This window comes from Luteibacter sp. UNCMF366Tsu5.1 (assembly GCF_900119235.1).
Taxonomy (GTDB): Bacteria; Pseudomonadota; Gammaproteobacteria; order Xanthomonadales; family Rhodanobacteraceae; genus Luteibacter; species Luteibacter flocculans.
In genome coordinates this window covers 457,841-479,851 of the sequence record NZ_FPIS01000001.1, presented here as the reverse complement: position 1 = coordinate 479,851, position 22,011 = coordinate 457,841, and the positions used below count along the sequence as shown (strand labels likewise).

The 22,011-nt window shown below is 66.3% G+C and carries 20 protein-coding genes; 11 read left to right on the top strand and 9 right to left on the bottom strand.

Going from position 1 to position 22,011, the window contains the following annotated elements; all coding sequences use genetic code 11:
- Positions 1-73 precede the first annotated feature (73 nt).
- Positions 74-1,201, top strand: coding sequence for an FAD-dependent monooxygenase (locus BT115_RS02055; protein WP_072320883.1), 1,128 nt, complete (start codon positions 74-76; stop codon positions 1,199-1,201).
- A gap of 18 nt (positions 1,202-1,219) precedes the next feature.
- Here BT115_RS02055 and BT115_RS02050 read toward each other — a convergent pair whose 3' ends face one another.
- Positions 1,220-2,722 (bottom strand): hypothetical protein, encoded by a 1,503-nt coding sequence (locus tag BT115_RS02050; RefSeq protein WP_072320882.1) that lies wholly within the window; start codon positions 2,720-2,722, stop codon positions 1,220-1,222.
- Positions 2,723-2,828: 106 nt separating this feature from the next.
- Positions 2,829-3,446, bottom strand: coding sequence for a LysE/ArgO family amino acid transporter (locus tag BT115_RS02045; RefSeq protein WP_072320881.1), 618 nt, complete (start codon positions 3,444-3,446; stop codon positions 2,829-2,831).
- 109 nt (positions 3,447-3,555) lie between these two features.
- Here BT115_RS02045 and BT115_RS02040 point away from each other — a divergent pair, with 109 nt between their 5' ends.
- On the top strand, positions 3,556-4,449 hold the full coding sequence (locus BT115_RS02040; RefSeq protein ID WP_072320880.1) for a LysR family transcriptional regulator ArgP: 894 nt from the start codon (positions 3,556-3,558) through the stop codon (positions 4,447-4,449).
- Positions 4,450-4,460: 11 nt separating this feature from the next.
- Here the strand turns inward: BT115_RS02040 and BT115_RS02035 are convergent, their stop codons facing one another.
- Both BT115_RS02035 and BT115_RS02030 read right to left on the bottom strand, forming a co-directional pair.
- Entirely contained in the window at positions 4,461-5,168 is a 708-nt protein-coding gene (locus BT115_RS02035) for an SDR family NAD(P)-dependent oxidoreductase (protein ID WP_072320879.1), read from the bottom strand.
- A gap of 174 nt (positions 5,169-5,342) precedes the next feature.
- Positions 5,343-5,921, bottom strand: coding sequence for a TetR/AcrR family transcriptional regulator (locus BT115_RS02030; protein WP_072320878.1), 579 nt, complete (start codon positions 5,919-5,921; stop codon positions 5,343-5,345).
- 97 nt (positions 5,922-6,018) lie between these two features.
- On the opposite strand from BT115_RS02030, the gene BT115_RS02025 reads away from it, so the two are divergent.
- Positions 6,019-6,555, top strand: a complete 537-nt coding sequence (locus BT115_RS02025) for a DUF308 domain-containing protein (RefSeq protein WP_072320877.1) — start codon at positions 6,019-6,021, stop codon at positions 6,553-6,555.
- 399 nt (positions 6,556-6,954) lie between these two features.
- The gene (locus tag BT115_RS02020; RefSeq protein ID WP_072320876.1) at positions 6,955-8,214 is read left to right on the top strand and encodes an MgtC/SapB family protein; all 1,260 of its coding nucleotides are present in this window, start codon (positions 6,955-6,957) and stop codon (positions 8,212-8,214) included.
- A 16-nt stretch (positions 8,215-8,230) separates the two neighbouring features.
- Here BT115_RS02020 and BT115_RS02015 read toward each other — a convergent pair whose 3' ends face one another.
- On the bottom strand, positions 8,231-9,262 hold the full coding sequence (locus BT115_RS02015) for a zinc-dependent alcohol dehydrogenase family protein (RefSeq protein WP_255369340.1): 1,032 nt from the start codon (positions 9,260-9,262) through the stop codon (positions 8,231-8,233).
- A gap of 165 nt (positions 9,263-9,427) precedes the next feature.
- Here BT115_RS02015 and BT115_RS02010 point away from each other — a divergent pair, with 165 nt between their 5' ends.
- On the top strand, positions 9,428-10,171 hold the full coding sequence (locus tag BT115_RS02010; RefSeq protein ID WP_072320875.1) for a response regulator: 744 nt from the start codon (positions 9,428-9,430) through the stop codon (positions 10,169-10,171).
- A complete protein-coding gene (locus BT115_RS02005; RefSeq protein WP_072320874.1) occupies positions 10,168-12,186 on the top strand; it encodes a PAS domain S-box protein in 2,019 nt (672 codons plus the stop codon). The genes BT115_RS02010 and BT115_RS02005 overlap by 4 nt, the downstream gene beginning before the upstream one ends.
- A gap of 12 nt (positions 12,187-12,198) precedes the next feature.
- On the opposite strand, the gene BT115_RS02000 is transcribed toward BT115_RS02005, so the two are convergent.
- Positions 12,199-12,900, bottom strand: coding sequence for a Crp/Fnr family transcriptional regulator (locus tag BT115_RS02000; protein ID WP_083527249.1), 702 nt, complete (start codon positions 12,898-12,900; stop codon positions 12,199-12,201).
- A 185-nt stretch (positions 12,901-13,085) separates the two neighbouring features.
- Here BT115_RS02000 and BT115_RS01995 point away from each other — a divergent pair, with 185 nt between their 5' ends.
- On the top strand, positions 13,086-13,451 hold the full coding sequence (locus BT115_RS01995; RefSeq protein ID WP_072320873.1) for a universal stress protein: 366 nt from the start codon (positions 13,086-13,088) through the stop codon (positions 13,449-13,451).
- A gap of 171 nt (positions 13,452-13,622) precedes the next feature.
- Here BT115_RS01995 and BT115_RS01990 read toward each other — a convergent pair whose 3' ends face one another.
- On the bottom strand, positions 13,623-14,513 hold the full coding sequence (locus BT115_RS01990) for a universal stress protein (RefSeq protein WP_072320872.1): 891 nt from the start codon (positions 14,511-14,513) through the stop codon (positions 13,623-13,625).
- A gap of 135 nt (positions 14,514-14,648) precedes the next feature.
- Between BT115_RS01990 and BT115_RS01985 the strand changes: the two genes are divergently transcribed.
- The 4 genes from BT115_RS01985 (at position 14,649) to BT115_RS01970 (ending at position 19,068) form a co-directional block, all read left to right on the top strand.
- Positions 14,649-17,219, top strand: a complete 2,571-nt coding sequence (locus tag BT115_RS01985; RefSeq protein ID WP_072320871.1) for a cation-translocating P-type ATPase — start codon at positions 14,649-14,651, stop codon at positions 17,217-17,219.
- Positions 17,216-17,638 (top strand): universal stress protein, encoded by a 423-nt coding sequence (locus BT115_RS01980; RefSeq protein WP_072320870.1) that lies wholly within the window; start codon positions 17,216-17,218, stop codon positions 17,636-17,638. The genes BT115_RS01985 and BT115_RS01980 overlap by 4 nt, the downstream gene beginning before the upstream one ends.
- 72 nt (positions 17,639-17,710) lie before the next feature.
- Positions 17,711-18,166, top strand: a complete 456-nt coding sequence (locus BT115_RS01975) for a universal stress protein (protein WP_072320869.1) — start codon at positions 17,711-17,713, stop codon at positions 18,164-18,166.
- A 14-nt stretch (positions 18,167-18,180) separates the two neighbouring features.
- The gene (locus BT115_RS01970) at positions 18,181-19,068 is read left to right on the top strand and encodes a universal stress protein (RefSeq protein WP_072320868.1); all 888 of its coding nucleotides are present in this window, start codon (positions 18,181-18,183) and stop codon (positions 19,066-19,068) included.
- A 22-nt stretch (positions 19,069-19,090) separates the two neighbouring features.
- Here BT115_RS01970 and BT115_RS01965 read toward each other — a convergent pair whose 3' ends face one another.
- Together BT115_RS01965 and BT115_RS01960 are read right to left on the bottom strand one after the other, a co-directional pair.
- The gene (locus BT115_RS01965) at positions 19,091-20,473 is read right to left on the bottom strand and encodes an MBL fold metallo-hydrolase (RefSeq protein ID WP_072320867.1); all 1,383 of its coding nucleotides are present in this window, start codon (positions 20,471-20,473) and stop codon (positions 19,091-19,093) included.
- Entirely contained in the window at positions 20,470-22,002 is a 1,533-nt protein-coding gene (locus BT115_RS01960; RefSeq protein WP_072320866.1) for a thymidine phosphorylase, read from the bottom strand. Before BT115_RS01960 ends, BT115_RS01965 begins: the two co-directional genes overlap by 4 nt.
- Between the last annotated feature and the right edge of the window lie 9 nt (positions 22,003-22,011).

Below are 22,011 nucleotides of genomic sequence, written 5' to 3'. Positions count from 1 at the left end.
TGCCCCATAAGAGTGTGTGTTCGTATGCGCGCCTGGGGCAGAATCGGAGGTCGTTCTTCACAAGCGCCCCGTCATGGCCTCACCTGATTCACCGTCCATCGTCATCGCCGGTGGTGGCATCGCCGGCCTCGCCGCAGCCCGTGCCCTGAAACAGCGCGGGATCGGCGCCCTCGTATTGGAACGAAGCGCGCAGGCCGCCGACGGCGGCCTCGCCATCAACCTGCCCGGCAATGCTATCGCGGCGCTTCGTCAACTCGGACTTGCAGCGGACATCGAGCGCGTCGGTTACCCGGTGCGCAAGCGCGAATACCGCACGCGCACCGATCGCTTGCTGGCAGCCATCGATGAAGACGCGTTCTGGGGTGAGGCGATGCGTCCGCGCGCCGTGCGCCGTGCAGATCTCACGGCCATGCTGGGCAAGGATTTGGATGACGGTGCGGTTCGCTTTGGCAGCACCGTCGCCGCTGTAGAACAGGACGCCGCCTCCGTGCAGGTCAGCTTGGCGGACGGCGACAAGATCGCCGGACGCTTGCTGGTTGCCGCCGATGGCGTCCGCTCCACCGTGCGAAGCCTGGTGATGACGGCCGCCGGAACCACGACCGCGCGCCTGGCTTCGGCAAGCTGGCGTTTCATGGCACCGAACCCCGGCGGCATCGACGGATGGACGTTATGGACCGGCGAGCACGGCATGATTCTGCTGCTCCCTGTCGATGACAACACGGTCTACGGCTGGGTCTCGGTGAATGCGGCGAACGCGCCGCGCGACGACCATCGACTCCTCATCGATGTCTTCGAGACCTTTCCTGACCGCGTGCGCAAGGCGGTGGATTGGGCCGTCACTCATCCGGAGTCCATCTACCACTCACCCATCGAGGAAGCACGGCTGACGAGCTGGTCGAACGGCCGCGTCGTCCTCATCGGCGATGCTGCGCATGCGACCGCGCCCGTATGGGCCGAGGGCGCCGCCTTGGCGATGGAAGATGCGGTCGCGCTGGCAGCGATCGTTGCCGACAGCGACGACGTTGCGCGCATCGGCCCGCGTTTTGAACAGGTACGTCGCGCACGCGTGGCGCATGTGCAGGCCATGACGGATCGCTTGTCGAAGGCCGCGCGCCTTCCGCACGCGGTGCGGACCCTGATCATGCCCTTTATCGCACCACGCAGCTATCGAGCGACGTACGAGCCACTGAAACAGCCCTGACGACACGCAGGCGGAGGGTCACCGCTCTCTCGGCGACGCCGCAGCGAGCGCGGTGGGGTCGGACTGCAAACCGATGCCGGCATGAATCGATGCCAGAGCCTGTTCCCATTCGGCTTGTTTCCGTCGGGTGGGCGCGCTGCCGTCGTCCTCGAACGGTCGCAGCAGACCAAGCAGATCCCGCGTCGTGGAACGCGACAGAGGCAGGGTCGTATCCGCCACCAGCTTGCCCATGACGTAGGTGGACTGGTGAGTCGATTGGCTGGCCGATTGCTTGATCGATGCCAGCGTCAGCTGACCCTTCTGATACGCGATCGCGGTCTCGGTGTCCGCGCTGTCGTCGATTTGAATGTATCGGTAGTTCTGCGACTTCGGGTCGTCGGTCAGCATCAGGTCGACGCCCGCGGAAAGCGCGGTGTGATAGCTCGCCGTCAACTGCGCATGCTGGCGTTGGGTCACGCTTCGATTGGACGCGTCGCGTCCACCGATCTGCGTCTGCTGAGATACCTGATAGGAAAAGCTGTCCTTTTCGTCGCCGCGTCTCGGATTGGAAGCCGACGGTGTCTGCGTGACGGAAGCTCGGAAATCGCCGAGGCCGGTCATCATGGCGTGATCGGTTGCCGAAAGCGACAGGGGCGGCGCCTTGGTCAAACCTGGCGCGTCAGACCCCTGCGGCGTATTCAACTGGGAGAACGCATCCTTGAACATCGCCGTGAGTGCGGGATTGCCGTGTCCGCGGGACGCCGCCTTGTCGAACTGCGCCAAGTAGTTGTCGACGGCTGCGGCGCGCTGCGTGGCATTGCCGAGGATGGCCGTCGAACCCATGTCGACCTGAACGTCGATCGTGCCGAGATCGCCCGTGGTCTTGACACTGCGAGACACACTATCGGCATGGAACGTCATGGTTTGCGGTCCCGCCCCCGCGACGCTGGCCTCGGCCTTGAGATCGATAGACGAAAGCGTGTTCGGATCGAACTGCGTCAGACCGGCAAGGTCAAGCTTCGGCGGTATGGCAACGAAGCCGTCGATCGCGTGCTGGAACGCATCCGCGAGCTTGGCAACGGCGGCGCGCTCGGCCTCGTTGAGCGACGCGCTGCTGCGCGAGGTAACCGCCAGGCCGTCTTCGTCGTTCTGCAGGCTCAGCGTTACCGTGCTGCCGCTTGCCGTTCGGACACTGAGCGTCATATCGGCACGACCGCCGCCTGCGAACAGCCCGGGTGCGCGTACCGTTTGAGAATAGTCACGCCCGTCGGTGGCAAAGCGATCGAGCGATACCTTGCCGAGCCCCGCCAGGCGACCCGCCAGCGAAGCCGCCCGATAGGTATTGGCCATGGCGGTGGTCACCGCATCGGTGCTGGCGTGGTCCCAACGAGGCGGCGTCGCGCGCAGCGCCGCATAGGTCGGATCGGCGTCCGTGACGCTGCCGTCGCTCAACGCCAGGATCACCGAGGGAGGCGCGCTCGACGATGGAGCGGCCGACTCATCCAGCGCAGGCGTAACAAGCGGGATCGGGGCGAGGTTCATCGCCGTTACCGCTGTTGAAACGCTCCCTATCACGATCGACGCTCCCCTGGCCGCGCTGTCTCCCTGGTCTTGCAGTTAGCGGCACGAGGCGAACAAACTTGAACGGTTAGCGGATGGGATGCAGAAGCAGCAGCACCGCAAGCGAGAGCATGAACACAGCGACGAACGTATCGAGCGCGCGCCAGGCCGCAGGCATCTTGAAGATCGGCAGCAAGAGGCGCGATCCGTAGCCAAGCACGGAAAACCAGATCACGCTGGCCATGCATGCGCCCGCGGCAAACGCCCACTGCACGCCGCCGACATAACGGGTGGACAGGCTACCCAGCAGGATCATCGTGTCCAGGTAAACGTGCGGATTGAGGAAGGTAAAGGCCAGGCAGGTCAGCAGCGCGAGCCATACGCTCTGCCCGCCTTCGTCGCCGGGGTCCAGGCCACCGACACCACACCATGCACGCCGGGCCGCCATGGCACCGTACGCCGTGAGGAAGACCGCGCCGCCATAGCGCAAGGCATCCAGAAGCACCGGCCATTGTCGGACCAGCGCGCCCACACCGGCCACACCGCAGGTGATCAACAGGATGTCACCCAGCGCGCAGGTCGCCACGACAAGTCCCACATGCTGCCGCAGCAGACCCTGCCTGAGCACGAAGGCATTCTGCGAACCGATGGCAACGATCAGGCCAGCGCCAGCGGTGAAGCCGGCGAGCGCCGCAGCGACATACATGGGATGAACTCCGGAAACGAATGCGCAACAGCATGCCGGGGGAACGCACTCAAGGCCATCTAAACATTCTGTGCCATCATTAGAAAAACTAATCCAGGCCGCACCGACCATGGATCTTCTTCACCCCCAACTCGCCGCATTCGCCGCCGTGATCGAAGAAGGTAGCTTCGATGGCGCTGCAAGACGTCTGTCCGTCACACCATCCGCCGTTTCGCAACGCATCAAGGCTCTGGAAGACCGGCTCGGACACGTTCTGGTCGTGCGCCAGGCCCCCTGCTGGCCGACGCCTGCGGGCGAACGGCTGCTGCGGCGACTGCGTCCCATGCAAGCTCTCGAAGCGGAGGCCTTGGCGGATTTTCTGCCCGCCGACGAGAACGTTCCACGCTCGGTCGCCATTGCTGTCAACGACGACTCGCTGCAGACCTGGTTCCTCGACGGCCTGGCCGAGTTGCATCACCGTCATGGTTATCTGTTCGACGTGCGCGTCGATGACCAGGACCACACCCTGGAGATGCTGCGCGATGGCTCCGTACTGGGCGCGGTCACCGCTGAGGCCAAGCCGGTGCAAGGCTGCAACGTACATGCGCTAGGCGCGATGCGTTACTACCCCATCGCGTCACCTGCGTTCGCCGCCGCACACTTTCGTCGCGGCTTGACTGCAGACGCTCTGGGCAAGGCGCCCCTGATCGTGTTCAACCGCAAGGACGAACTGCAATGGCGTTTCATTCGGGACATCACGCGTGCGCGATTGACCCCACCCGTGCATTACCTACCCACCTCGACGGGTTTCGTCGACGCGGCAGGGCTGGGGCTTGGATGGTGCCTGGCGCCCGAAACGCTGATCGCTCCGGCCGTGGACGCAGGACGCGTCGTGGTCTTAGGCAAAAAGCATTGGCTCGATGTGCCGCTGTACTGGCAGTTCGCGGCGGTACGTTCGGAAACCCTGGAACACATCGGACGCGCCTTGCGCGAAGCCGCAAAGAAGGCCTTGCGAACGCGCTAGGCGAGGCACCGCTACCAGGGCACGGTGCGGCCCTGGTAATCGAGGTATTCGAGCCCCGGACGATCGCGTTTCGCGAGAAGCACCTGGACGAGACGAGGGATGCTGTCCTCGATGGTGAGTGGTGCTGCTTCACCGCCAAGCTCGGTCCTCACCCAGCCCGGCGCCATGACGACCATAGGATGACGGGCGTTTGCCTCACGTGCGGCGAAACTGCGCATGTACATGTTCAACGCAGCTTTCGTGCCGCGATACAGCTCGCGCTGTCCGGCGGTGTTGTTGGTGATGCTGCCCTGTCCCGACGACATCACGCCGATCAGGCCATCCCGCGTGACATGACGCACCAATCGCTCCACCACTCGCATCGGACTCAGCGCATTGGTCACCATCACGTGGATGAATTCCTCGGTGCTGATTTCGCCGATGGTTTGCGTGGGATCGCGGTTGCTCACCCCGGCATTCACGAACAGGATGTCGAACGTTTCGCCGTCCAGGCGCGTGTCCAGCGCAGCGAGCTGATCGGTGTCGTTCATGTCGAGCCGTTCGATCGCCACCTTGCCCGGGTGTCGGCGGGAAAGATCGTCGAGGCCGTCGCGTGGGCTGCTTTCGCGCACCGTAGCGGTCACGGCCCAGCCGTGCGACAGAAACTCGGCCACCATGGCCAGACCGAGCCCACGCGAGGCACCGACGATAAGAATGCGGGGTGTTCCGTTCGATGTCATGAGTGCGCTGCCATCGTTTGAAACGCCGTATGGTGAGGTCGCACGGTGAGCGGCGCAAGGCGCCGACCAGCGCAGGTTCTTGCGTAAGCAGAGCGACCGCATGCGCGCGGCCACGCTGCGGGTGAAGGAACACCTGCGGAAGTCAGGAACACGATGACGGTACGAGCCCGCCCGTCAGGCCGCGACAGGCGCTAGCTTGCGCATCCCCACGTTGACGATGCCGGCAAACACGGAAGGATCGCCATGTGCACGCGCCGCCAGCATGGCGCCGTAGACGAGGGCCATGAAGGCTTCCGCCTCCTGGCGCGCGGAACCCTCGAACGCGAAGCGTCCCATATGCGCTCCCTTGGTCAGCACGATCTCCAGCCAGTGCGAGAGGTCGCGGAAGTGCGCGCGGACATCGGTGGCGAGGTCGTCAGGCAGCGTGGTGAGTTCGGCCGCAAGCATGCCGGCCACACAGAAAGGAGCCGATGCGTCGGCGATGCAACGTTCCCAATACGCCGTGTACATGCGCAGTTGTTCGTCGGGGTCGAACGCACCGCCGGCAAGCGTCGCCGTCTGCGCCACGATGTGCCCACGCGATTCTTCGACCACGGCTCGGGCGAGGTCCGATTTGGCCGGGAAGTGGTGATGGATGCTGGCCTTGCGCACCTGCACCTGCTCGGCCACATCGGCGTAGCTGAAGCCGTTGTAGCCCCGGGTCTGGATGAAATGCCGGGCCGAATCGATGAGCTTTTGTCGCGTGCTGGTCATGGCGCCATCCTATCACCGGGTAGGTAGTGCGCCCACGAGTTTGACGCGCGACCTACCTTCTAGTAGGTTTGCACGCACTTCCTTTTCCTGGACCGCCATGAACACGCTTCGGAACTTCTATTTTCTTCGTGCCGGGGTCGCCCTGGTCTGGGTGGTGCTGGCGCTGCTATCGGCCGCCGCGCCGAGCCCCGTCGTGGGCCTTTTGTTGGTGCTTTACCCAGCATGGGACGCCTTCGCAAATGTGCTCGACGCGCGCCGCAGCGGGGGCTTGGCCGCGAATCCGGGGCAGCGCTTCAACGCGATCACCAGCGGCATGACGGCGATCGTCATGGCCGTGGCGTACAGCCTTTACGCCGCCAAGGGAGGCGTGCTCGTCTTTGGCGTCTGGGCCCTGTTGGCCGGTCTGTTCCAGCTCGCGGTCGGCATCCGCCGCCGCAAACTCGGCGGCCAGGTGTTCATGATGATCAGCGGCGCGCAGTCGGCGCTGGCCGGCATCGTGTTCTGTGTGCAGGCCTTCAAGGCGGTGCCGGGTATCGCCCAGTTGGCCCCGTATGCGGCCTTTGGCGCCTTCTATTTTCTGCTCTCCGCGCTCTGGCTGACGTTCAAACGGGGTCGTGCCAAGCCCGCTTCCTGATGACCTCGCCTGGCTCGCTTTCGCCGCGTATGTCGAGCCTTGAAACATCCAACTGGTAGGTATCTTCGGCGTCGGATCGACCATAATCGGCCCTTAGTACACCTGATTCGGAGGTGCGCTACGCACGTTGGCTCGATGCATGCGGGGTGACCTCGCTCGGTGAGATGGCGCGTGGTGGGCGCAATCACTTCGACCGCGCCGTCCATTTCGCGTATGGCGTGCCGCTGGCGGCCGATGTTTATCGCCAGAGATGCATCTGCGCCGCCGGGTTGATCCTGATCAACGCGATGTGTGATAGGACACCGACCATGAAGGCCTCGCCACGAGCACGCCGATGACGCCTGACACGCCAAGCCTCCGCCCGTATCGCAACTCGCCGTCCGCGATGCCGGGCGCGTGATGGGCACGCCGACCGACGTCGTTGCACTGGCCACGGGGCTCGGCGTCGCGTTGGGCATCGGCTTGCTCATCGGCCTGGAGCGCGAGCGTTCAAAGCGCGCGAAGCATCCCGGCGGCGCAACGGGTCAAGCGGGCGTGCGGACCTTCGCCTTGCTTGCACTGGGTGGTGCGCTCGCTGCGCTGCTTGGAAGCGCCGCCGTCTACGTGGCCGGTTTCTTCGTGGCCTGCCTTGGTGTGGCGAGCTATCGCGCCACGGCACGCAGCGACCCCAGCCTCACGACCGAGGTCGCGATGCTGGTCACGCTGCTGCTGGGCATGTTGGCCTTGTCGTCGCCCGCCGTCGCGGGCGGCGCAGGTGTGGTCGTGGCAACGGTGCTCGCCAACCGGCGGCGCCTGCATCGGCTTTCGCGGCAGTGGTTGTCCGAACGGGAACTACACGATCTTTTGACCCTGGCTGCCGCGGCGTTCGTGGTCATGCCCCTGCTTCCCGATCACGCGATCGATCCGTGGGGCGCGCTCAACCCGCGTCGCGTGTGGATGCTGGTCGTGGCCGTCATGGCTATAGGCTCCCTGGGCTATCTCTCGCTCAGGGCCTTCGGTCTGCGCTTCGGCTTGCCCATCGCCGGGCTCGCAGGCGGCTTCGCGTCCAGCACCGCTACCGTGGCAGCGATGGGAGAGCGCGCGAGAAGCGCACCCGCACTGGTCGGCGCGTCGGCCAGTGCGGCGCTGCTTTCCAACGTCGGCACGGTCGTCCAGTTGGCCGTGGTGATGGGCGCGCTGTCGCCTGCCTTGCTCTCGTATCTGGCGATACCGCTGGTCGCGAGCGGCAGTGTCGCCGTCGTGGTGGCGATCGGCATGGGCTGGCGCGCGTTTTCCGCGTCAAACGATCGGGTGACGATCGGTACGGGTCGACCGTTCGAGGTGATGACGGCCCTGCGTTTCGGCGCGCTACTGGCGGGCATCATGCTGCTGGCGGCCATGCTTCGGGCACGCTGGGGGCCGGAGAGCCTTCCGTGGGTGATGGCGATTTCCGGCGTTGCCGACGTCCACGCCGCGGCGGCCTCCGTCGCGCAGGCCGTGACGACGGGCGGCGTCGACATGGCGACGGCTGCGATCGGCGTCTTCGCCGCGCTGGTCACCAACTCGTGCCTGAAATGTGCCGCCGCCCTCGTCAAGGGCGGTCGCAGCTACGCGCTGCGCGTGATCCCGGGCATTGCGGCCATCGCGATCGCATTTGGCCTGGCACTTACCTGGGCATGATCCGCGCCCACGCCCGTCAAGGCACCAGTACCGCCGCCCCGGTGAGTCGCCCGGCGCGGAGGTCGTCCAGCGCCTGGTTGGCGGCATCCAGTGGATAGCGATGCGTGGTCGTGGTGACTCGTGCGCAGGCGGGGTCGGCAAAGAAACTGCGTGCGTCGTCGCGCGTCAGGTTGGCGATGGAGACGATCTCCCGCTCCTCCCAAAGCCATGCGTAGGGAAAGCCGGGTATGTCGGACATATGGATGCCAGCGCACACCACGCGTCCGCCTTTCTTCACCTGGCGCAACGCCTGCGGAACCAGCGCCCCGTCCGGGGCGAAGAGAATGGCGGCATCCAGCGGCGCCGGTGCATCGTCGAGCGAGGAGCCGGCCCAACGCGCACCAAGCGATCGGGCGAAGGCCTGCGCTGCCACGTCGCCGGGCCGCGTAAACGCCGATACCTCCCTGCCCTGGGCGATCGCGATCTGCGCCACGATGTGTGCCGATGCGCCGAATCCGTATAGGCCAACATGACGGCCGTTGCCTGCGTGACGCAATGAGCGCCAGCCGATCAACCCCGCGCAGAGCAACGGTGCGAGTGCTACCGCATCGGCCTCGTTCGGCAGCGGCACGCAATAGGCAGCGCGGGCCGTCACGTGGGTGGCGAACCCGCCCGCACGGGTGTATCCGGTGAACTCGGGCGTGTCGCAGAGATTCTCCCGTCCATCGAGACAAAACTCGCAGGCTTGGCAGGTACCCCCCAACCAAGGCACGCCAACGCGCTCGCCCGACACGGGCCAGGTCACGCCGGCACCCACGGCCTCGACGCGGCCCACGATTTCGTGCCCAGGGACAACGGGCGTTTCCACATGGGGAAGCTCGCCATCGACCACGTGCAGGTCGGTACGGCAGACACCGCATGCCTCGATGCGAATACGAACCTCGCCGGCTCCCGGCGGTGCGAGCGTCAGGGGCTCGGAACGAAGATCGGCGCCTGTCTCGTGCAGGACCATCGCATGGGGCGCAACAGAGTCAGTCAATAGCGTAGTCATGAGGTTGTCCAGATTCATGGGTGGCGCCGGACGTGCGGCGTTTACGCGCATCACATCGTTTCGTTCGGACCCGAAGCCGCTCCGCCCGTCTACATTTTGCTATGGTGACAGCGATGCGCGTGCCCCAGCGGCATTGCACGGCGGCCCCTCCGCCACTGACACAGATATTCCAAGGGTGATGGAATGCTTTCGACCCAGCGCCAAGGCGATCGGCTGTTGATCGTCGACGACGAAGCCGACGTCCGGAGCTTGCTCTCGCGCTACTTCACTGCGCAAGGTTTCGACACCGTGCTCGCTTCCGATGGCGAGGAAATGCGCCAGCGGCTGGCCGAAGGGCACATCGATCTCGTCCTGCTGGACCTCGGCCTGCCCGGCGAGGACGGCCTGGCGATCACCCATTACCTGCGTGAGACCTGGCGTGGTCCGGTCGTGATCGTCACCGGACGCGGGGACGCGGGCGACCGCGTGGTGGGCCTGGAACTCGGCGCCGACGACTACGTCACCAAGCCGTTCGACCTCCGTGAACTGCTTGCACGCGTGCGCAGCGTGCTTCGCCGGGCGCGAGGCACGACCGCGCCCCCGGCACCGACGCCGATGAAACCGGAGAACCACATCCTGAGCTTCGAGGGCTTTGCGCTGGATACGCGAGCACGGGTGCTCAACGACCCCCACGGGCAACCGGTCGACCTCACCTCGGGCGAGTACGCCCTGCTCCGGGTGCTGGTCGATCACGCCAACGAGGTCCTGTCGCGGGACCAGCTCATGTCGCATCTGTACGGTCGCGAGGCCGGTCCGTTCGACCGGGCGATCGATGTCCAGATCGGCCGGCTGCGACGCAAGATAGAGCCCGACGCGCTGCACCCGCGCGTCATCAAGTCGGTGCGCGGCGCCGGCTACATCTTCACCCCGAAGGTAGTCGCGCCATGAACGACCACGAGACCTCGCTGCACGCCGGGCTGTTCCACGCGCTGTTCCGTACGGCACCCGACGCGATGATCGTGGTGGATCGCGGCGGCGCGATCGTGCTGGCGAACCCCCAGGCGGACCGACTCTTCGGCTATCCGGAAGGTGCCTTGCACGGCCGCCTCATCGAGGAGTTGCTGCCGCAGGCCGTGCGCGAGGTCCATGTCGCGCATCGCACCTCGTACATGGACCATCCGCGTGTCCGGCCGATGGGGGCCGGCTACGAACTCACCGGCGTACGTGCGGACGGTACGGTGTTCCCGGTGGAGATCGGCCTGAGCCCGGTGTCGACCGGCGAGGTACCGTTGTTCGCCGCGTCGATCCGCGATATTTCCGAGACGCAGCGTGCACGTCAGGCGCTTGCGCGCGCTCATTACGACGCCAGCCTTGCCGACATCAGCCGGCGCATTCTGCTCGCCGCGAGTCACGAAGCGGCCATGCGCGACATTCCCGCGCTGGTCGCCGAAACCTTGCGCGTTCCGGTAACGGCCGTGCTTCTGCCCGACGCGTATGGACGGGGTTTCCACATTCCTGCCGCCATCGGCGTGGACGAATCGCTGCGTCTCGCCCTGGCGTCCGGCGACTGGTTGCCGGATCTGTTGCCGTCGCCGCAGGCGCTGGCGGACGAGGAGGCGACTACGCGGGGAACGTTCCCGATGTTGCTTGCGGACGCCGACGGCATGACCTACCCCGCCGATGCGGTGGTCGCTGCGCTGCCGGATCGTGACGCCGCGGCGGGATACATCGTGGTCTTGCTGAAACGGAACGACGGTTTCGACCGGGACCGCCAGCACTTCCTGCGCTCGGTGGCGAACATGCTGGCGGCGGCGATCCAGCGCGGACGCAGCGAGGAACAGCTCGCGCACTCGCAACGGCTCGATGCGCTGGGCCAGCTCACCGGCGGCATCGCCCACGACTTCAACAACCTGCTGACCATCGTCTCGGGCAACCTCCAGTTGCTGGAACTGGAACTGCCCGAAGATCCGTCGGTGCGGGAGACGATCACCAGTGCGTCGCGCGCGGTGGACCGCGGCTCGGCGCTCACCCGCAAGCTGCTGGCGTTCTCGCGCCGCCAGCGCCTGCATCCCCAGGCCATGCGCTGCGAGGTGCTGCTGGCCGACCTCAACGACATGCTTGGCCGGACGCTGGGTGAACGCATCACTGTCGCCGCCGAGTGTGCGGACGGCCTGCCACCGGTCTTCGCCGACCCGGGCGAGTTGGAGGCCGCCATCGTCAATCTCGCGTTGAACGCGCGCGACGCGATGCCACGCGGCGGCAGGCTGACCATCGCTGCGCGAATACACGAGGAAACCACCGGCACCGACGATCTGTCGCGAGGAATCTACGTGGTCTTTTCCGTGGTGGATACCGGAGAAGGCATGCATCCGGACGTCTTGGCACGCGCGCTCGAACCCTTCTTCACGACCAAGGGTTCCGGCAAGGGAAGCGGCCTCGGCCTCAGCATGGTCTACGGTTTCGTCAAGCAGTCCAACGGTCGCCTCGCCATCCAGAGCACACCGGGCGTGGGGACACGTGCAGAGCTGTATCTTCCGGCCGCGCAACACAACGACGCGCAATCCTTGCCCTATCCGGAGGCATTGCGAGGGCGCGAGACCGTACTGGTGGTCGAGGACGAAACGGAAGTCCGGCGTATTGCGGTGGCCTTCCTGAAAGGACTCGGCTATCAGGTCGTCGAGGCGGAAGACGTGGCGACCGCCAGGGTCGTTTTCGCGCGCCATCCCGAGATCGACGCGGTTTTCAGCGACGTCGCGCTGGGCGATGGCGAAACAGGCTTCGATCTGGCGGAAGAGCTGCTTACGCTGCGACCTTCGCTGAAGGTGCTGCTCACGTCCGGCTACGAATACGGTGCCCACGAGGACGACCTTCGCCGGGTCGGCGCGCAGGAACTGCTGCGCAAGCCCTACCGACGCGAACAACTGGGCGACGCGATGCGTCGCATGCTGGATGGTGCGGCTTAGGGCCTGTTTACCTCAGGCCGCCTGCGCGCAGGCCATGGCGCGCAGCCCTTCCACATCGAGCAGATGCACTTCGCGGCGCTTCACTTCGATGTAGTGCATGTCGACGAGGCGGCTCAGCACGCGGCTAACCGTTTCATGCTTCAGCGCGAGGAAGCTCGCCATGTCCAGTCGGCTCATGCGCAGGATGAAATGCTTGGCGCTGTAACCCAGCCGCGCATGACGTGCCGCGAGGTCGATGAGCAGTGCGGCAACCCGCGGTTCTGCGGCAAGTGTGCCCAGCAGCAGCATCCACGAGCGGTCGCAGCGGATTTCGGCAGCCAGCGCGGCGTGGATCTGTTCCTGCAGGCCAGGCATGGTCGCGGCGGCCTTCATCACCGCCGGATACGGCATCTCCCAGGTTTCGCTGTCTTCCAGTGCCACCGCGTCGCAGGCATAGGTGCCGAGACCGATCGACTCGACGCCAAGCAGTTCGCCCTTCATCTTGAACGCGGTGACCTTTTCCCGTCCGTCGTCCGCCAGGTCGCAGATCTTGTACGAACCGACATGGACCAGGTGGATCGCCCGGAAGGCCTGGCCGGCACGGTAGAGGTGCTGACCGGCAGCATGCTTGTGTCGGACGATCGGCAGGATGTCCTTCAAGGCTTCGATGTCCACCTTCGGCAGTGCAACGGTAGGCGGCGTCATGGCCGGGTGCGAGCAAGCGTTGGTGAACATATTCCCCTCTCCGATCAGATCGAACGCGATGGGGAGAGCTTACGCAGCGAGCGGCCCGGGACGGCAACACGACGGTGACGCTTTGTAACGGTGTGTAACAGGGCGGGCCTCCGCTTGATCCTCGTCAAGCCGGCACCGCCGCGAACAGGGCTGTATGAGGGCGTTTCAAACTCCACGGAAGCGCCTTGTTCCATCACTTGCTCATCGTCATCGACGACCGCGCCAAGGCGTTCCGCGCCGTGCTGGTGGGGCTGCGCCTGGCCCGCTGCCTTGCGGCTTGCGTCACGGTCGTCTTCGTCGTGCCTGCGCTGCCCGGTGCGCGCGAAGCCAGGGGCGGCTCCTCACGCGACACGGTGACGCGCGGCCGGGCCGTCTTCGAACGGGTCAGGCGGGTGGCGTCCGCGCTCGGCGTCACGTGCACCTGTCGGTTCGCATTCGGCAGGGACCTCGACGCCACCACGGCCGAGGTCATCGAGCGCAATGCCTGCGATCTGGTGATCGTCTCGACGGACGGGCTCCGACCGGTACGCACGAAGGCGGCATGGCGATAGGAACCAGCCACACTGCCACACCGCTTCGTTGGCTTTTCGCCACCAGGGTGGCTCCCACCTGTCTCCACCATCGGAATCTGTTGGTGGGAGCCATCCTGATGGCGATGGCAGCCTGCCACACCGCGACACCGCTTCGTTGGCTTTCCGCCACTAGGGTGGCTGCTACCCGTATCAGTGCGAGAAAAACACCGGCACAGGCGAGGAGAGGAACAGTTCCCGTGTGACGCCGCCGAAGGCCCATTCGCGCATCCGCCCGTGACCATAGCCGCCAGCGACGATCAACTGGGCGTCGGAGTCGCACGCACGCTGCATGATGAGATCGGCAACGGCCGCGTCGTCCGCCTGCCGGGACACCGCGTGGGCTGCGACGCCGTGCCGGGCGAGGTGACGCGTGAATGCCTCGACACCCGCGTCGTCCGCCGGTGCGGCGCTATCGGTACGAATGGCGAGCACGTCGACCGAGGTGCATCCCCGCAGCAACCCCAGGGCATCGTGCGCGGCACGCGTTGCCTCGGGTGTATCCGCCCACGCCACCACGGCGCGATGAGGTGGCAGCGATGCCGGCGCGTTCGACGGAACGACCAGCACAGGCACACCGGCGTCGAACAGCAGGCTGGCAAAGTAGGTATGCACCGTGGCAGTGTCGATCGGCTCGCGATACGGCATCGCCAGCACGATAAGGTCGGAGCAACGTGCGGCCAAAGTCGCCAGGTGGGCCGGCTCGACGTATTGCGTCTCCAGGGACTGCACCTCGCCCGGAACCTGCTGTGCCGCCAGATACTCGCGCCAGCGTTCGGCAGCCCGACGTCCCGCCTCGCGGATCTCGTCATAGGCCTGGGAGAAGCCCGCGTCAGGCACCAGCGACCACGCATCGACGAACGGTGTCGGCATCATCAGCAGTTGCAGGAGACGGACATGACCACCGCTGGCGCGTGCCAGATCGAGGGCGGCGTCCACGGCACAGACATCGCCGGCGGCACCCGTCAAAGCCACGGTGATCTCTCGATAGGTGCCCTGATACGTCGCAGAGCCGGCGGGCGCGTCGATGTGGGTCGCGGACATAGCGATGCCTCCTCTCTGGGGACTTCGTTATACGAGGCGCATCACCCCCGACTTTTGACCTGGATCAAGACGACGCCCCACCACGGCGGCAGCATGGAACCAACGACGCGGCGCGGTCGCCATGGGTATGACGACATGATGGGGATCCACGCAACATCGCCCCACCCCGACGACACCATGGGTCTCAGCGAGGCGGAGGCTTGCGAGCGGTTGCAGCGCGATGGCCCCAATGTCCTGATCGCAAGCGAGGGCTTCCGAAGCCTGCGCGTACTTCGCGAGCTGCTCCGCGAACCGATGCTGCTGATGCTTATCGCGGCGGCGGCCATCTACGGAGCGATCGGCAGTGCCGCCGAGGCCCTCTTTCTCGCCGCGTCCGTACTCATCGTGGTCGGCATCACCTTCGCCCAGGAATTTCGTGCCGAGGGCGCGCTCGCCGCGCTTCGCGAACTTGCGGCCCCGACCGCTCATGTCATCCGTGAAGCTGGGGAACGGGAGATTCCCGCCAGTGCGGTCGTGCTCGGCGACGTCGTACTTCTTCGCGAGGGAGACAAGGTGCCCGCCGATGGCATGCTTGTCGCCGGTACGATTCTCCTGGACGAATCGCTGCTGACCGGCGAGTCCGTGGCGGTGCAACGCTCGGCAGGCGATGCACAGGACCACGCGGTTCACGCGGCGACGCTGGTCGTCGGCGGGAACGGGCGCATGCACGTCACCGCCATCGGAGCCCGTACCGCCGTCGGACAGATCGGCGGCGCCCTGGCGGGTGCGCTGGCCGCGCCTTCCGCCTTGCAGAAGGCTGCGGCGCGGATCGTGCGGCTCTTCGCTGTGTTTGCGCTTGCCCTCGCGCTGGCGGTGGCGTGGGGCAGTTGGTGGTGGGCCGGATCGCCGCCATTGAATGCCGCGCTCGCCGGCATTGCGCTTGCCATGGCCGTATTGCCGGAAGAGGTGCCGGTGATACTGGCCGTGTTCTACGCGCTCGGTGCAAGGCGTATCGCCCACCACGGCGTGCTTACGCGCCGTCTGGCGGCCGTCGAGGCCATGGGCACGATTTCGCTGCTTGCCGTCGACAAGACCGGCACGCTGACCCAGAACCAGATGGAAGTGGCTTCGGTCACCGATGCCACCGGTGTGCTGCGCGATCTGGCGGGTCCGCTCGACGATGCTGACGTCGTTTTGCTCGGCGCCGCATCGGACGCCTGCCAGGCGCATTCTATGGACCCCACCGACCGCGCCATCGTCGCTTACGCGACGCATCGTCTCGACGATATCGTGCCGGCCGGGCCGCCCGGTGCATGTGTGTGGGAAACGCCGGTGAGCGAGGGGCGGCCATTCGTGTCGCGACTGCTGACGAAAGGCAGCGCTGGCTGGGTGCTGGCCACCAAGGGCGCGCCGGAGGCGATCCTCGCGCTATGCGACGTGGATGACGACACCCGATCGCGGCTTCGCGCCTGTGCCGCAGCGTTCGCGCAACGAGGCATGCGCGTGCTGGCGGTAGCGGTCGCTCACGGAACCGGCGTGCCGCCGACACGTGACGGCCCGGGCGTGCGTCAGCGGTTCCTAGGTCTGATGGCGCTCGCCGACCCGCTCAGGGAAGAGGTTCCGGCGGCCATCGGCGTATGCCGTGAAGCGGGCATTCGTGTGGTGATGTTGACCGGCGACCATCCCGCCACCGCTTCCTCGATTGGCGCGCAGGCCGGCCTGCGCGTCGAAAACGTTCTGACAGGCGCGGAGCTCGATGGCGTGAGCGAGCCGGAACTCGCTCGCCGCCTGGTCGACGTGGACGTCTACGCGCGAGTGCAGCCCACCCAGAAACTCCGTCTGGTGAAGGCGTTCCGCCGGGCCGGCTACGTGGTGGGCATGACCGGCGACGGTGTCAACGACGCCCCTGCCCTGCGCTCTGCGGACGTCGGGGTGGCGATGGGCGCCCGCGGAAGCGAGGTCGCCCGGGACTCGGCGGACCTCGTTCTCCTCGACGACCGCTTTTCCTCGCTGGTGACAGGCATCCGCCTGGGCAGGCGTGTCTACGACAACGTCAAGCGCTCCATGCGCTTCGTGTCGGCCGTCCACGTGCCGATCGTCTGCCTTGCGATCGTACCGGTCGTCCTGCGCTGGCCGCCCGTGTTGCTGCCTGTTCAGATCGCGTTGCTGGAAATGATCATCGACCCGGCCTGTTCGATCGTGTTCGAAGCCATGCCTGAGCGACCCGACGTGATGCGTCACGCACCCAGGCGCCCGAACGAATCCCCGTTCGCGGGCCGAAATATCGGCATCGGCATCGCGCAGGGTTTGGGCGCCGGCGCGATCCTGACGCTCGCGCACATGATCTCCTTGCACCTGGGCGCGAGCTACGAAGCGGCGTCCCTCGCGACCTTCCTGGGTCTGCTCGGTGCAGCGCTGATGCTCGCATTCGCGGGACGCGGCTCTCCGCGGGTGCAAGCCACGCCCTGGCTCATGGGGCTGGGTGCGCTGGTTCTGGCTGTCGGCCTGTCGACGAGCTATCTGCCCTGGTTGCGCGGCCTCCTGCATTTCGCCCCGCCCACTGCGATGACTTTGGCGACGCTCGCAGGTTCGCTCGTGGCGCTGCGGGTATGGCTCGTTGTTGTCGCTCTGCTGGAACGCCGACTCCTCGTCGCGCGCCGGCCAGCTTCCCTTGACGCCTCGCGCGCGTCACCTCATCACGCACCCACCAGGGAGATACCCCCATGAAGATCCTGATACCCGTCGATGGCAGTGCGCAAAGCAACCGGGCCGCTCGCTTCGTGATCCGGCAGTGGCTACAGCGCGGCGACTTGCCGGACCTGACCGTCGTGCACGTGGACCTCCCCTTGAGCGCACACATCGGCGGTTACCTCGGTGCGGAATCGGTGGCCCAGTTCCATGCACGCAACAGCGAGCTGGCCCTGCGGCCGGTCCGGCGGCTGCTCGCCAAGGCCGGGCATATCCACGAAGAGGTGATGTGCGTCGGCGACCCGGCGGAGGAGATCGTGCGTGTCGCCACCAAGGGACGCCATGAGCTGATTGCCATGGGTTCGCACGGTCGCGGCGCGGTCGGCAGCATGTTTCTCGGCTCGGTGGTGCTGAAGGTGCTGTCGCGCTCGAAGGTGCCGGTGGTCGTCGTGCGCTGAGCTGCGCTTGACCCAGGTCAATGCGCCCGGACCGTCAACTGCGACGATGGCCACCGTCAAGGGAGGTCACCCATGTTCAAGCACATTCTCGTGGCGACGGACGGTTCGCCCGTCGCCGCCGTCGCCACCCGCACCGCCGTCGAACTGGCGAAGGCGTGTGGCGCGGCGCTGACCGCCTTACACGTCATCGAACCGTTCCACGCCACGGCCTACGGTAAGTTCATGCTGCCGTCGAGCGAAGCGGTCTACCTCCATCACGCCCGCCTGGAGGCTGTCCGTTACCTTGGCGATGTCGAAGAAGCCGCCACTGTGGCGGGTGTGACCTGCACGACCTCGTATGAAGCCGGCGCCCCGGTTCACCAGGTGATCGAGGAGGCGGCACAAGAGCGCCACTGTGACCTGATCGTCGTGGGCTCGCACGGCCGCCGCGGGCTGCAACGGCTGTTGCTGGGCAGCGTGGCGCAGAAGCTGCTTCTGACGGCGACGTTGCCCGTACTCGTCTGCCGCGCGCCACACGGCACGTCCTGATCCCGGAGTCCGTCATGCCCAAGCCCCCCTTTACCTCGACGAGCGGCGACACCGGCGCCATGCAGACATGCCTGCCGACGGCTGGCGATGTGCTTGCCATCGTGGCCTCACCGCACGATGTCGCCTCGTACGTCGCCTGCCGTCTTGCGGCACGTGCCCATGGTTCGGTCACCGGCTGTGCGATGTCGACCGCTTTCCTCGGCGGTCATGCCTTCAGCCACGAAGCCACCGTGCTGTCGCTATTGGATGCCCCACCGTCGACCGTGCACGCGCACGACATGGAACCCGGCGGCAACGGCGACGCGTTCGTGCATCTCGCCCGCCATGCGGGTGTGCACTCGGCGTCGTGGGCCGTCATCGAGACGGATGTCGCTGCGCGTCTGTCCGCATTGGCATCGTGGCATGACCTGATCGTGGTCCAGCGTCCGGGCGATACCGGCGCCGATCCGATCGACGGCCTCAACCAGTTGCTGTTGCGCACAGGCCTGCCATGCCTGGTCCTGCCGGTCGTCTGCACGCCCAGCAGCGTGTTCGATCGCGTCGTACTGGCGTGGGACGGCAGCCGCGCCGCCACCAAGGCTCTTCGCGCCGCGCTGCCACTGCTCATGGCCGCAAAGGACGTGTTGCTGCTCGACGGCGCTACGGAGCCGCCATCCAGCAACGTACCGCAGTTCGATCCCATGGCTTTTCTGGCGAGACATGGCGTGGAAGCGACACGCACGCGGCTCGACGTCGCCCCGTCGGCGGCTGGCCCGGCCTTGCTGGAACGAAGCCGGCGTTTCGAAGCCGACCTGCTGGTGATGGGCGCCTATGGGCATGCGCCTCTGCGCGAACGCATTTTCGGTGGCGCCACACGCCACGTCTTCGGCCACGGCGACATCGCCGCCTTCCTTCACCATTGATGCAGAAGCCCTGCTGCTCCGCTCACGCGAGGCGGCAAGGCACATCGAACTCGGGACAGACGACGGCCATGCCTCGCGTCCGCAGCGTGTCGCGTATCGCGGCCATACCTCTGTCCGGCTCACCGTGGACGAGGAAGACCCGTTGCCGCGGCTCATCGCCCAGCCACTGAATGAGTTCGGGAGCATCGGCGTGCGCCGAGAAGCCGTTGATCGTCCAGATGCGCGCGCGCACGGAGATGTCCTGGCGGCCGATGCGGATGACCTTGCGACCGTCGATGATCTCGCGGGCAGGCGTGCCTTCTGCGGCGTACCCCACGAAGATCACGGACGACCGCGCGCGACCGAGATTGTGCCGGAGGTGATGGCGTACGCGTCCGCCCGTGCACATGCCTGAGCCGGCAAGGATGATCGCGCCGCCTTCGATGGCGTTGATGGCCATCGATTCTTCGACGCTCCGCGTGTAGTGCAAGCGTGGCATGCCAAAGGGATCGTCCTTTCGCAGCGCCTCGAGGAAGTCGTCGCCGAAACATTCGGGGTGGCGACGGAACACCGCGGTCGCGGAGATCGCCATGGGTGAATCGAGAAACACCGAGACGCTCGCCGGTATCGCGCCCTGGCGAATGCCCTGGTGCAGGCAGTACAGGATTTCCTGCGCACGTTCGAGCGCGAAAGTCGGAATCACGACGTTCCCATGCCCGGCCAGTGTCTGCCCCACGGCCGAGAGGAATTCCTCCCGCGTCGCATCGAACGATCGGTGCGGCCGATCGCCGTAGGTCGTTTCCATGACCACGAAATCCGCCGGCGGCGCTGGACGCGGCGGGCGCAGCACACCGGAGCCATGGTGTCCGAGATCGCCGGAAAAGACCATGCGCCGTTGCGAAACGCCATCGTTCAAGGTCAGCAGGATGGAGGCCGAACCGAGAATATGGCCGGCATCGAGAAATGTCGCCTGGATGCCTGGCGCCACGTCCACCGTGACGTCGTAATCCACCACACGCCGGTCCAAGGCTTCCAACGCATGGAAGGCATCGTCGAGATCGGAAACGACCACGACGGGACGGCCGTGCTCGCGAGCCCGCTTCGCTTCCTCTTCCTGTAGCGAGGCCGCGTCGAGCAACACGATGCGCGCGAGATCGCGCGTCGCCGCGGTGGCGAGGATCGGCCCGGCAAAGCCGTCGCGCACAAGCTTGGGCAGGCGTCCGCAATGATCCAGGTGCGCGTGCGTCAGCAGCACGGCGTCGATGGTCCGTGGATCGAAGGCGAAATCGTGCGCATTGGCGTCTGCGGCGTCGCGGCCGCCCTGGAACAGGCCGCAGTCCACGAGGATGCGGCTTTCACCACATTCGATGAGGTGGCAGGAACCCGTGACGCCCCGCGCTGCACCGTGACACGTGTAGACGATCATGCGACCGCTCCTTCTTTGTGATCGAGCCGGACGAGATCCGACTGTACGGCGGCATATCCCGCGGCGCTTTCGATCGATCCCATGGACGGACCGTGCAGTTCGAGCAGGGGCTGCCCCGGCTCGACGCGATCGCCCGGGCGGACGCGAAGCCGGACGCCCGCTTCAGGAAATTCCGGCGCGCCGGCCAGCCTTGCCAGGCGCGCGAGCATGCGGCAATCGAAACCGCGTACCAGTGCATTCGAGGTCGCGTGCACCACCTGCACGCAGCGTGCGCGCGGTGGCTCCCGCATACCGCCCTGCGCGAGACATATCCCCTCGAAGCGAGCCCTCGCCATGCCGCTGGTCAGGGCATGATCCGCCGCTTCACGCGCGGCAATTTCACTGGTGTATCGGCCCGACAGCATCAGCACCGCAGCAGCGACCTGTACCGAACGTTCGCGCAGATCGGCCGGTGCCTCGGCGTCGCCATGCAGCACGGCGAGCACGTCGCGCGCCTCGAGCGCCGGGCCAATGCCACAGCCGACCGGATGCGTACCGTCGGTGACTAGCGTGCGCACCGCGAGCCCCACGTCATCCGCGACCTGGGCGAACAGGTCCACCAGCACCTCGGCTTCTTCGCGCGTTCGCACTTTTGCCGTCGGACCGACGGGAATATCGATGAGGACGCTCGATGCGCCGCACGCCACTTTCTTCGCCAGCACCGAAGCCACGATGTGCGCAGGCGCATTGACGTCCAGCTCTCGCTGTGCGCGAACCAGGCGATCGTCGGCAGGGGCGAACCCTAGGCCGCCGCTCCACACCACGCAACCGTTCTCCTGCTCCACCACGCGACGCATGCGCGCCGCGTCCATGACCACGGGCGCCATGGTCTCCATCACGTCCGCGGTCCCCGCCGCGGACGTGATCGCGCGCGACGAGGCCTTTGGCATCGTGACGCCAAGCGACGCGGCGATGGCTACGACGATCGGCGTGGTCCGATTGCCCGGCAGACCGCCGATGCAGTGCTTGTCGATTGCGTGACGTCCCGGCCACGCCAGTCGAAAACCACTTTCGATTAGCGCATGTGTCAACGCAGCGACTTCGCGGGAGGCAAGATTGCCGTGCGCGGAAGCAGCGACGAAGGCGGCCGTCTCGATCGGCGAGTAACGCCGCGCGGCGATGTCGCCCACCACTTCCCGCATGGCCTCTGCCGGCAGTGCGTGGCCGAGCATCGTGGCCCTTACCCATGCCATCGATGCCGGAGGCGGCGTACGCTTCACCATCGCCCACTCACCTGCCCGCGGCGCCAGTGCATGCCATAGCGACTCCGACACACCGATGCCGGCGGCACCGCCGCAACGCCCGACGTATACCGTGGCATACGCCTCTCGAGGGCACGCGGTGCCCTGCCCCACGCAGATACGCACGCGCGTTCTAGCGGGCAAGCCCGGCGATCCGTCGCCATCGGGCAAGAAGACGATGAACTCGTCGCCACTGTCGATACCTTCACGCTGCAAGGGGCCCGCGACTTCGCCTTTCGTCCCATCCATGGTCGCGTC

Bases quoted from the DNA above. Each gene is read 5' to 3' on its own strand.
- BT115_RS02055 (WP_072320883.1), top strand. From the start codon at position 74: ATGGCCTCACCTGATTCACCGTCCATCGTCATCGCCGGTGGTGGCATC.
- BT115_RS02050 (WP_072320882.1), bottom strand. From the start codon at position 2,722: ATGAACCTCGCCCCGATCCCGCTTGTTACGCCTGCGCTGGATGAGTCG.
- BT115_RS02045 (WP_072320881.1), bottom strand. From the start codon at position 3,446: ATGTATGTCGCTGCGGCGCTCGCCGGCTTCACCGCTGGCGCTGGCCTG.
- BT115_RS02040 (WP_072320880.1), top strand. From the start codon at position 3,556: ATGGATCTTCTTCACCCCCAACTCGCCGCATTCGCCGCCGTGATCGAA.
- BT115_RS02035 (WP_072320879.1), bottom strand. From the start codon at position 5,168: ATGACATCGAACGGAACACCCCGCATTCTTATCGTCGGTGCCTCGCGT.
- BT115_RS02030 (WP_072320878.1), bottom strand. From the start codon at position 5,921: ATGACCAGCACGCGACAAAAGCTCATCGATTCGGCCCGGCATTTCATC.
- BT115_RS02025 (WP_072320877.1), top strand. From the start codon at position 6,019: ATGAACACGCTTCGGAACTTCTATTTTCTTCGTGCCGGGGTCGCCCTG.
- BT115_RS02020 (WP_072320876.1), top strand. From the start codon at position 6,955: ATGGGCACGCCGACCGACGTCGTTGCACTGGCCACGGGGCTCGGCGTC.
- BT115_RS02015 (WP_255369340.1), bottom strand. From the start codon at position 9,262: ATGAATCTGGACAACCTCATGACTACGCTATTGACTGACTCTGTTGCG.
- BT115_RS02010 (WP_072320875.1), top strand. From the start codon at position 9,428: ATGCTTTCGACCCAGCGCCAAGGCGATCGGCTGTTGATCGTCGACGAC.
- BT115_RS02005 (WP_072320874.1), top strand. From the start codon at position 10,168: ATGAACGACCACGAGACCTCGCTGCACGCCGGGCTGTTCCACGCGCTG.
- BT115_RS02000 (WP_083527249.1), bottom strand. From the start codon at position 12,900: ATGTTCACCAACGCTTGCTCGCACCCGGCCATGACGCCGCCTACCGTT.
- BT115_RS01990 (WP_072320872.1), bottom strand. From the start codon at position 14,513: ATGTCCGCGACCCACATCGACGCGCCCGCCGGCTCTGCGACGTATCAG.
- BT115_RS01985 (WP_072320871.1), top strand. From the start codon at position 14,649: ATGATGGGGATCCACGCAACATCGCCCCACCCCGACGACACCATGGGT.
- BT115_RS01980 (WP_072320870.1), top strand. From the start codon at position 17,216: ATGAAGATCCTGATACCCGTCGATGGCAGTGCGCAAAGCAACCGGGCC.
- BT115_RS01975 (WP_072320869.1), top strand. From the start codon at position 17,711: ATGTTCAAGCACATTCTCGTGGCGACGGACGGTTCGCCCGTCGCCGCC.
- BT115_RS01970 (WP_072320868.1), top strand. From the start codon at position 18,181: ATGCCCAAGCCCCCCTTTACCTCGACGAGCGGCGACACCGGCGCCATG.
- BT115_RS01965 (WP_072320867.1), bottom strand. From the start codon at position 20,473: ATGATCGTCTACACGTGTCACGGTGCAGCGCGGGGCGTCACGGGTTCC.
- BT115_RS01960 (WP_072320866.1), bottom strand. From the start codon at position 22,002: ATGGATGGGACGAAAGGCGAAGTCGCGGGCCCCTTGCAGCGTGAAGGT.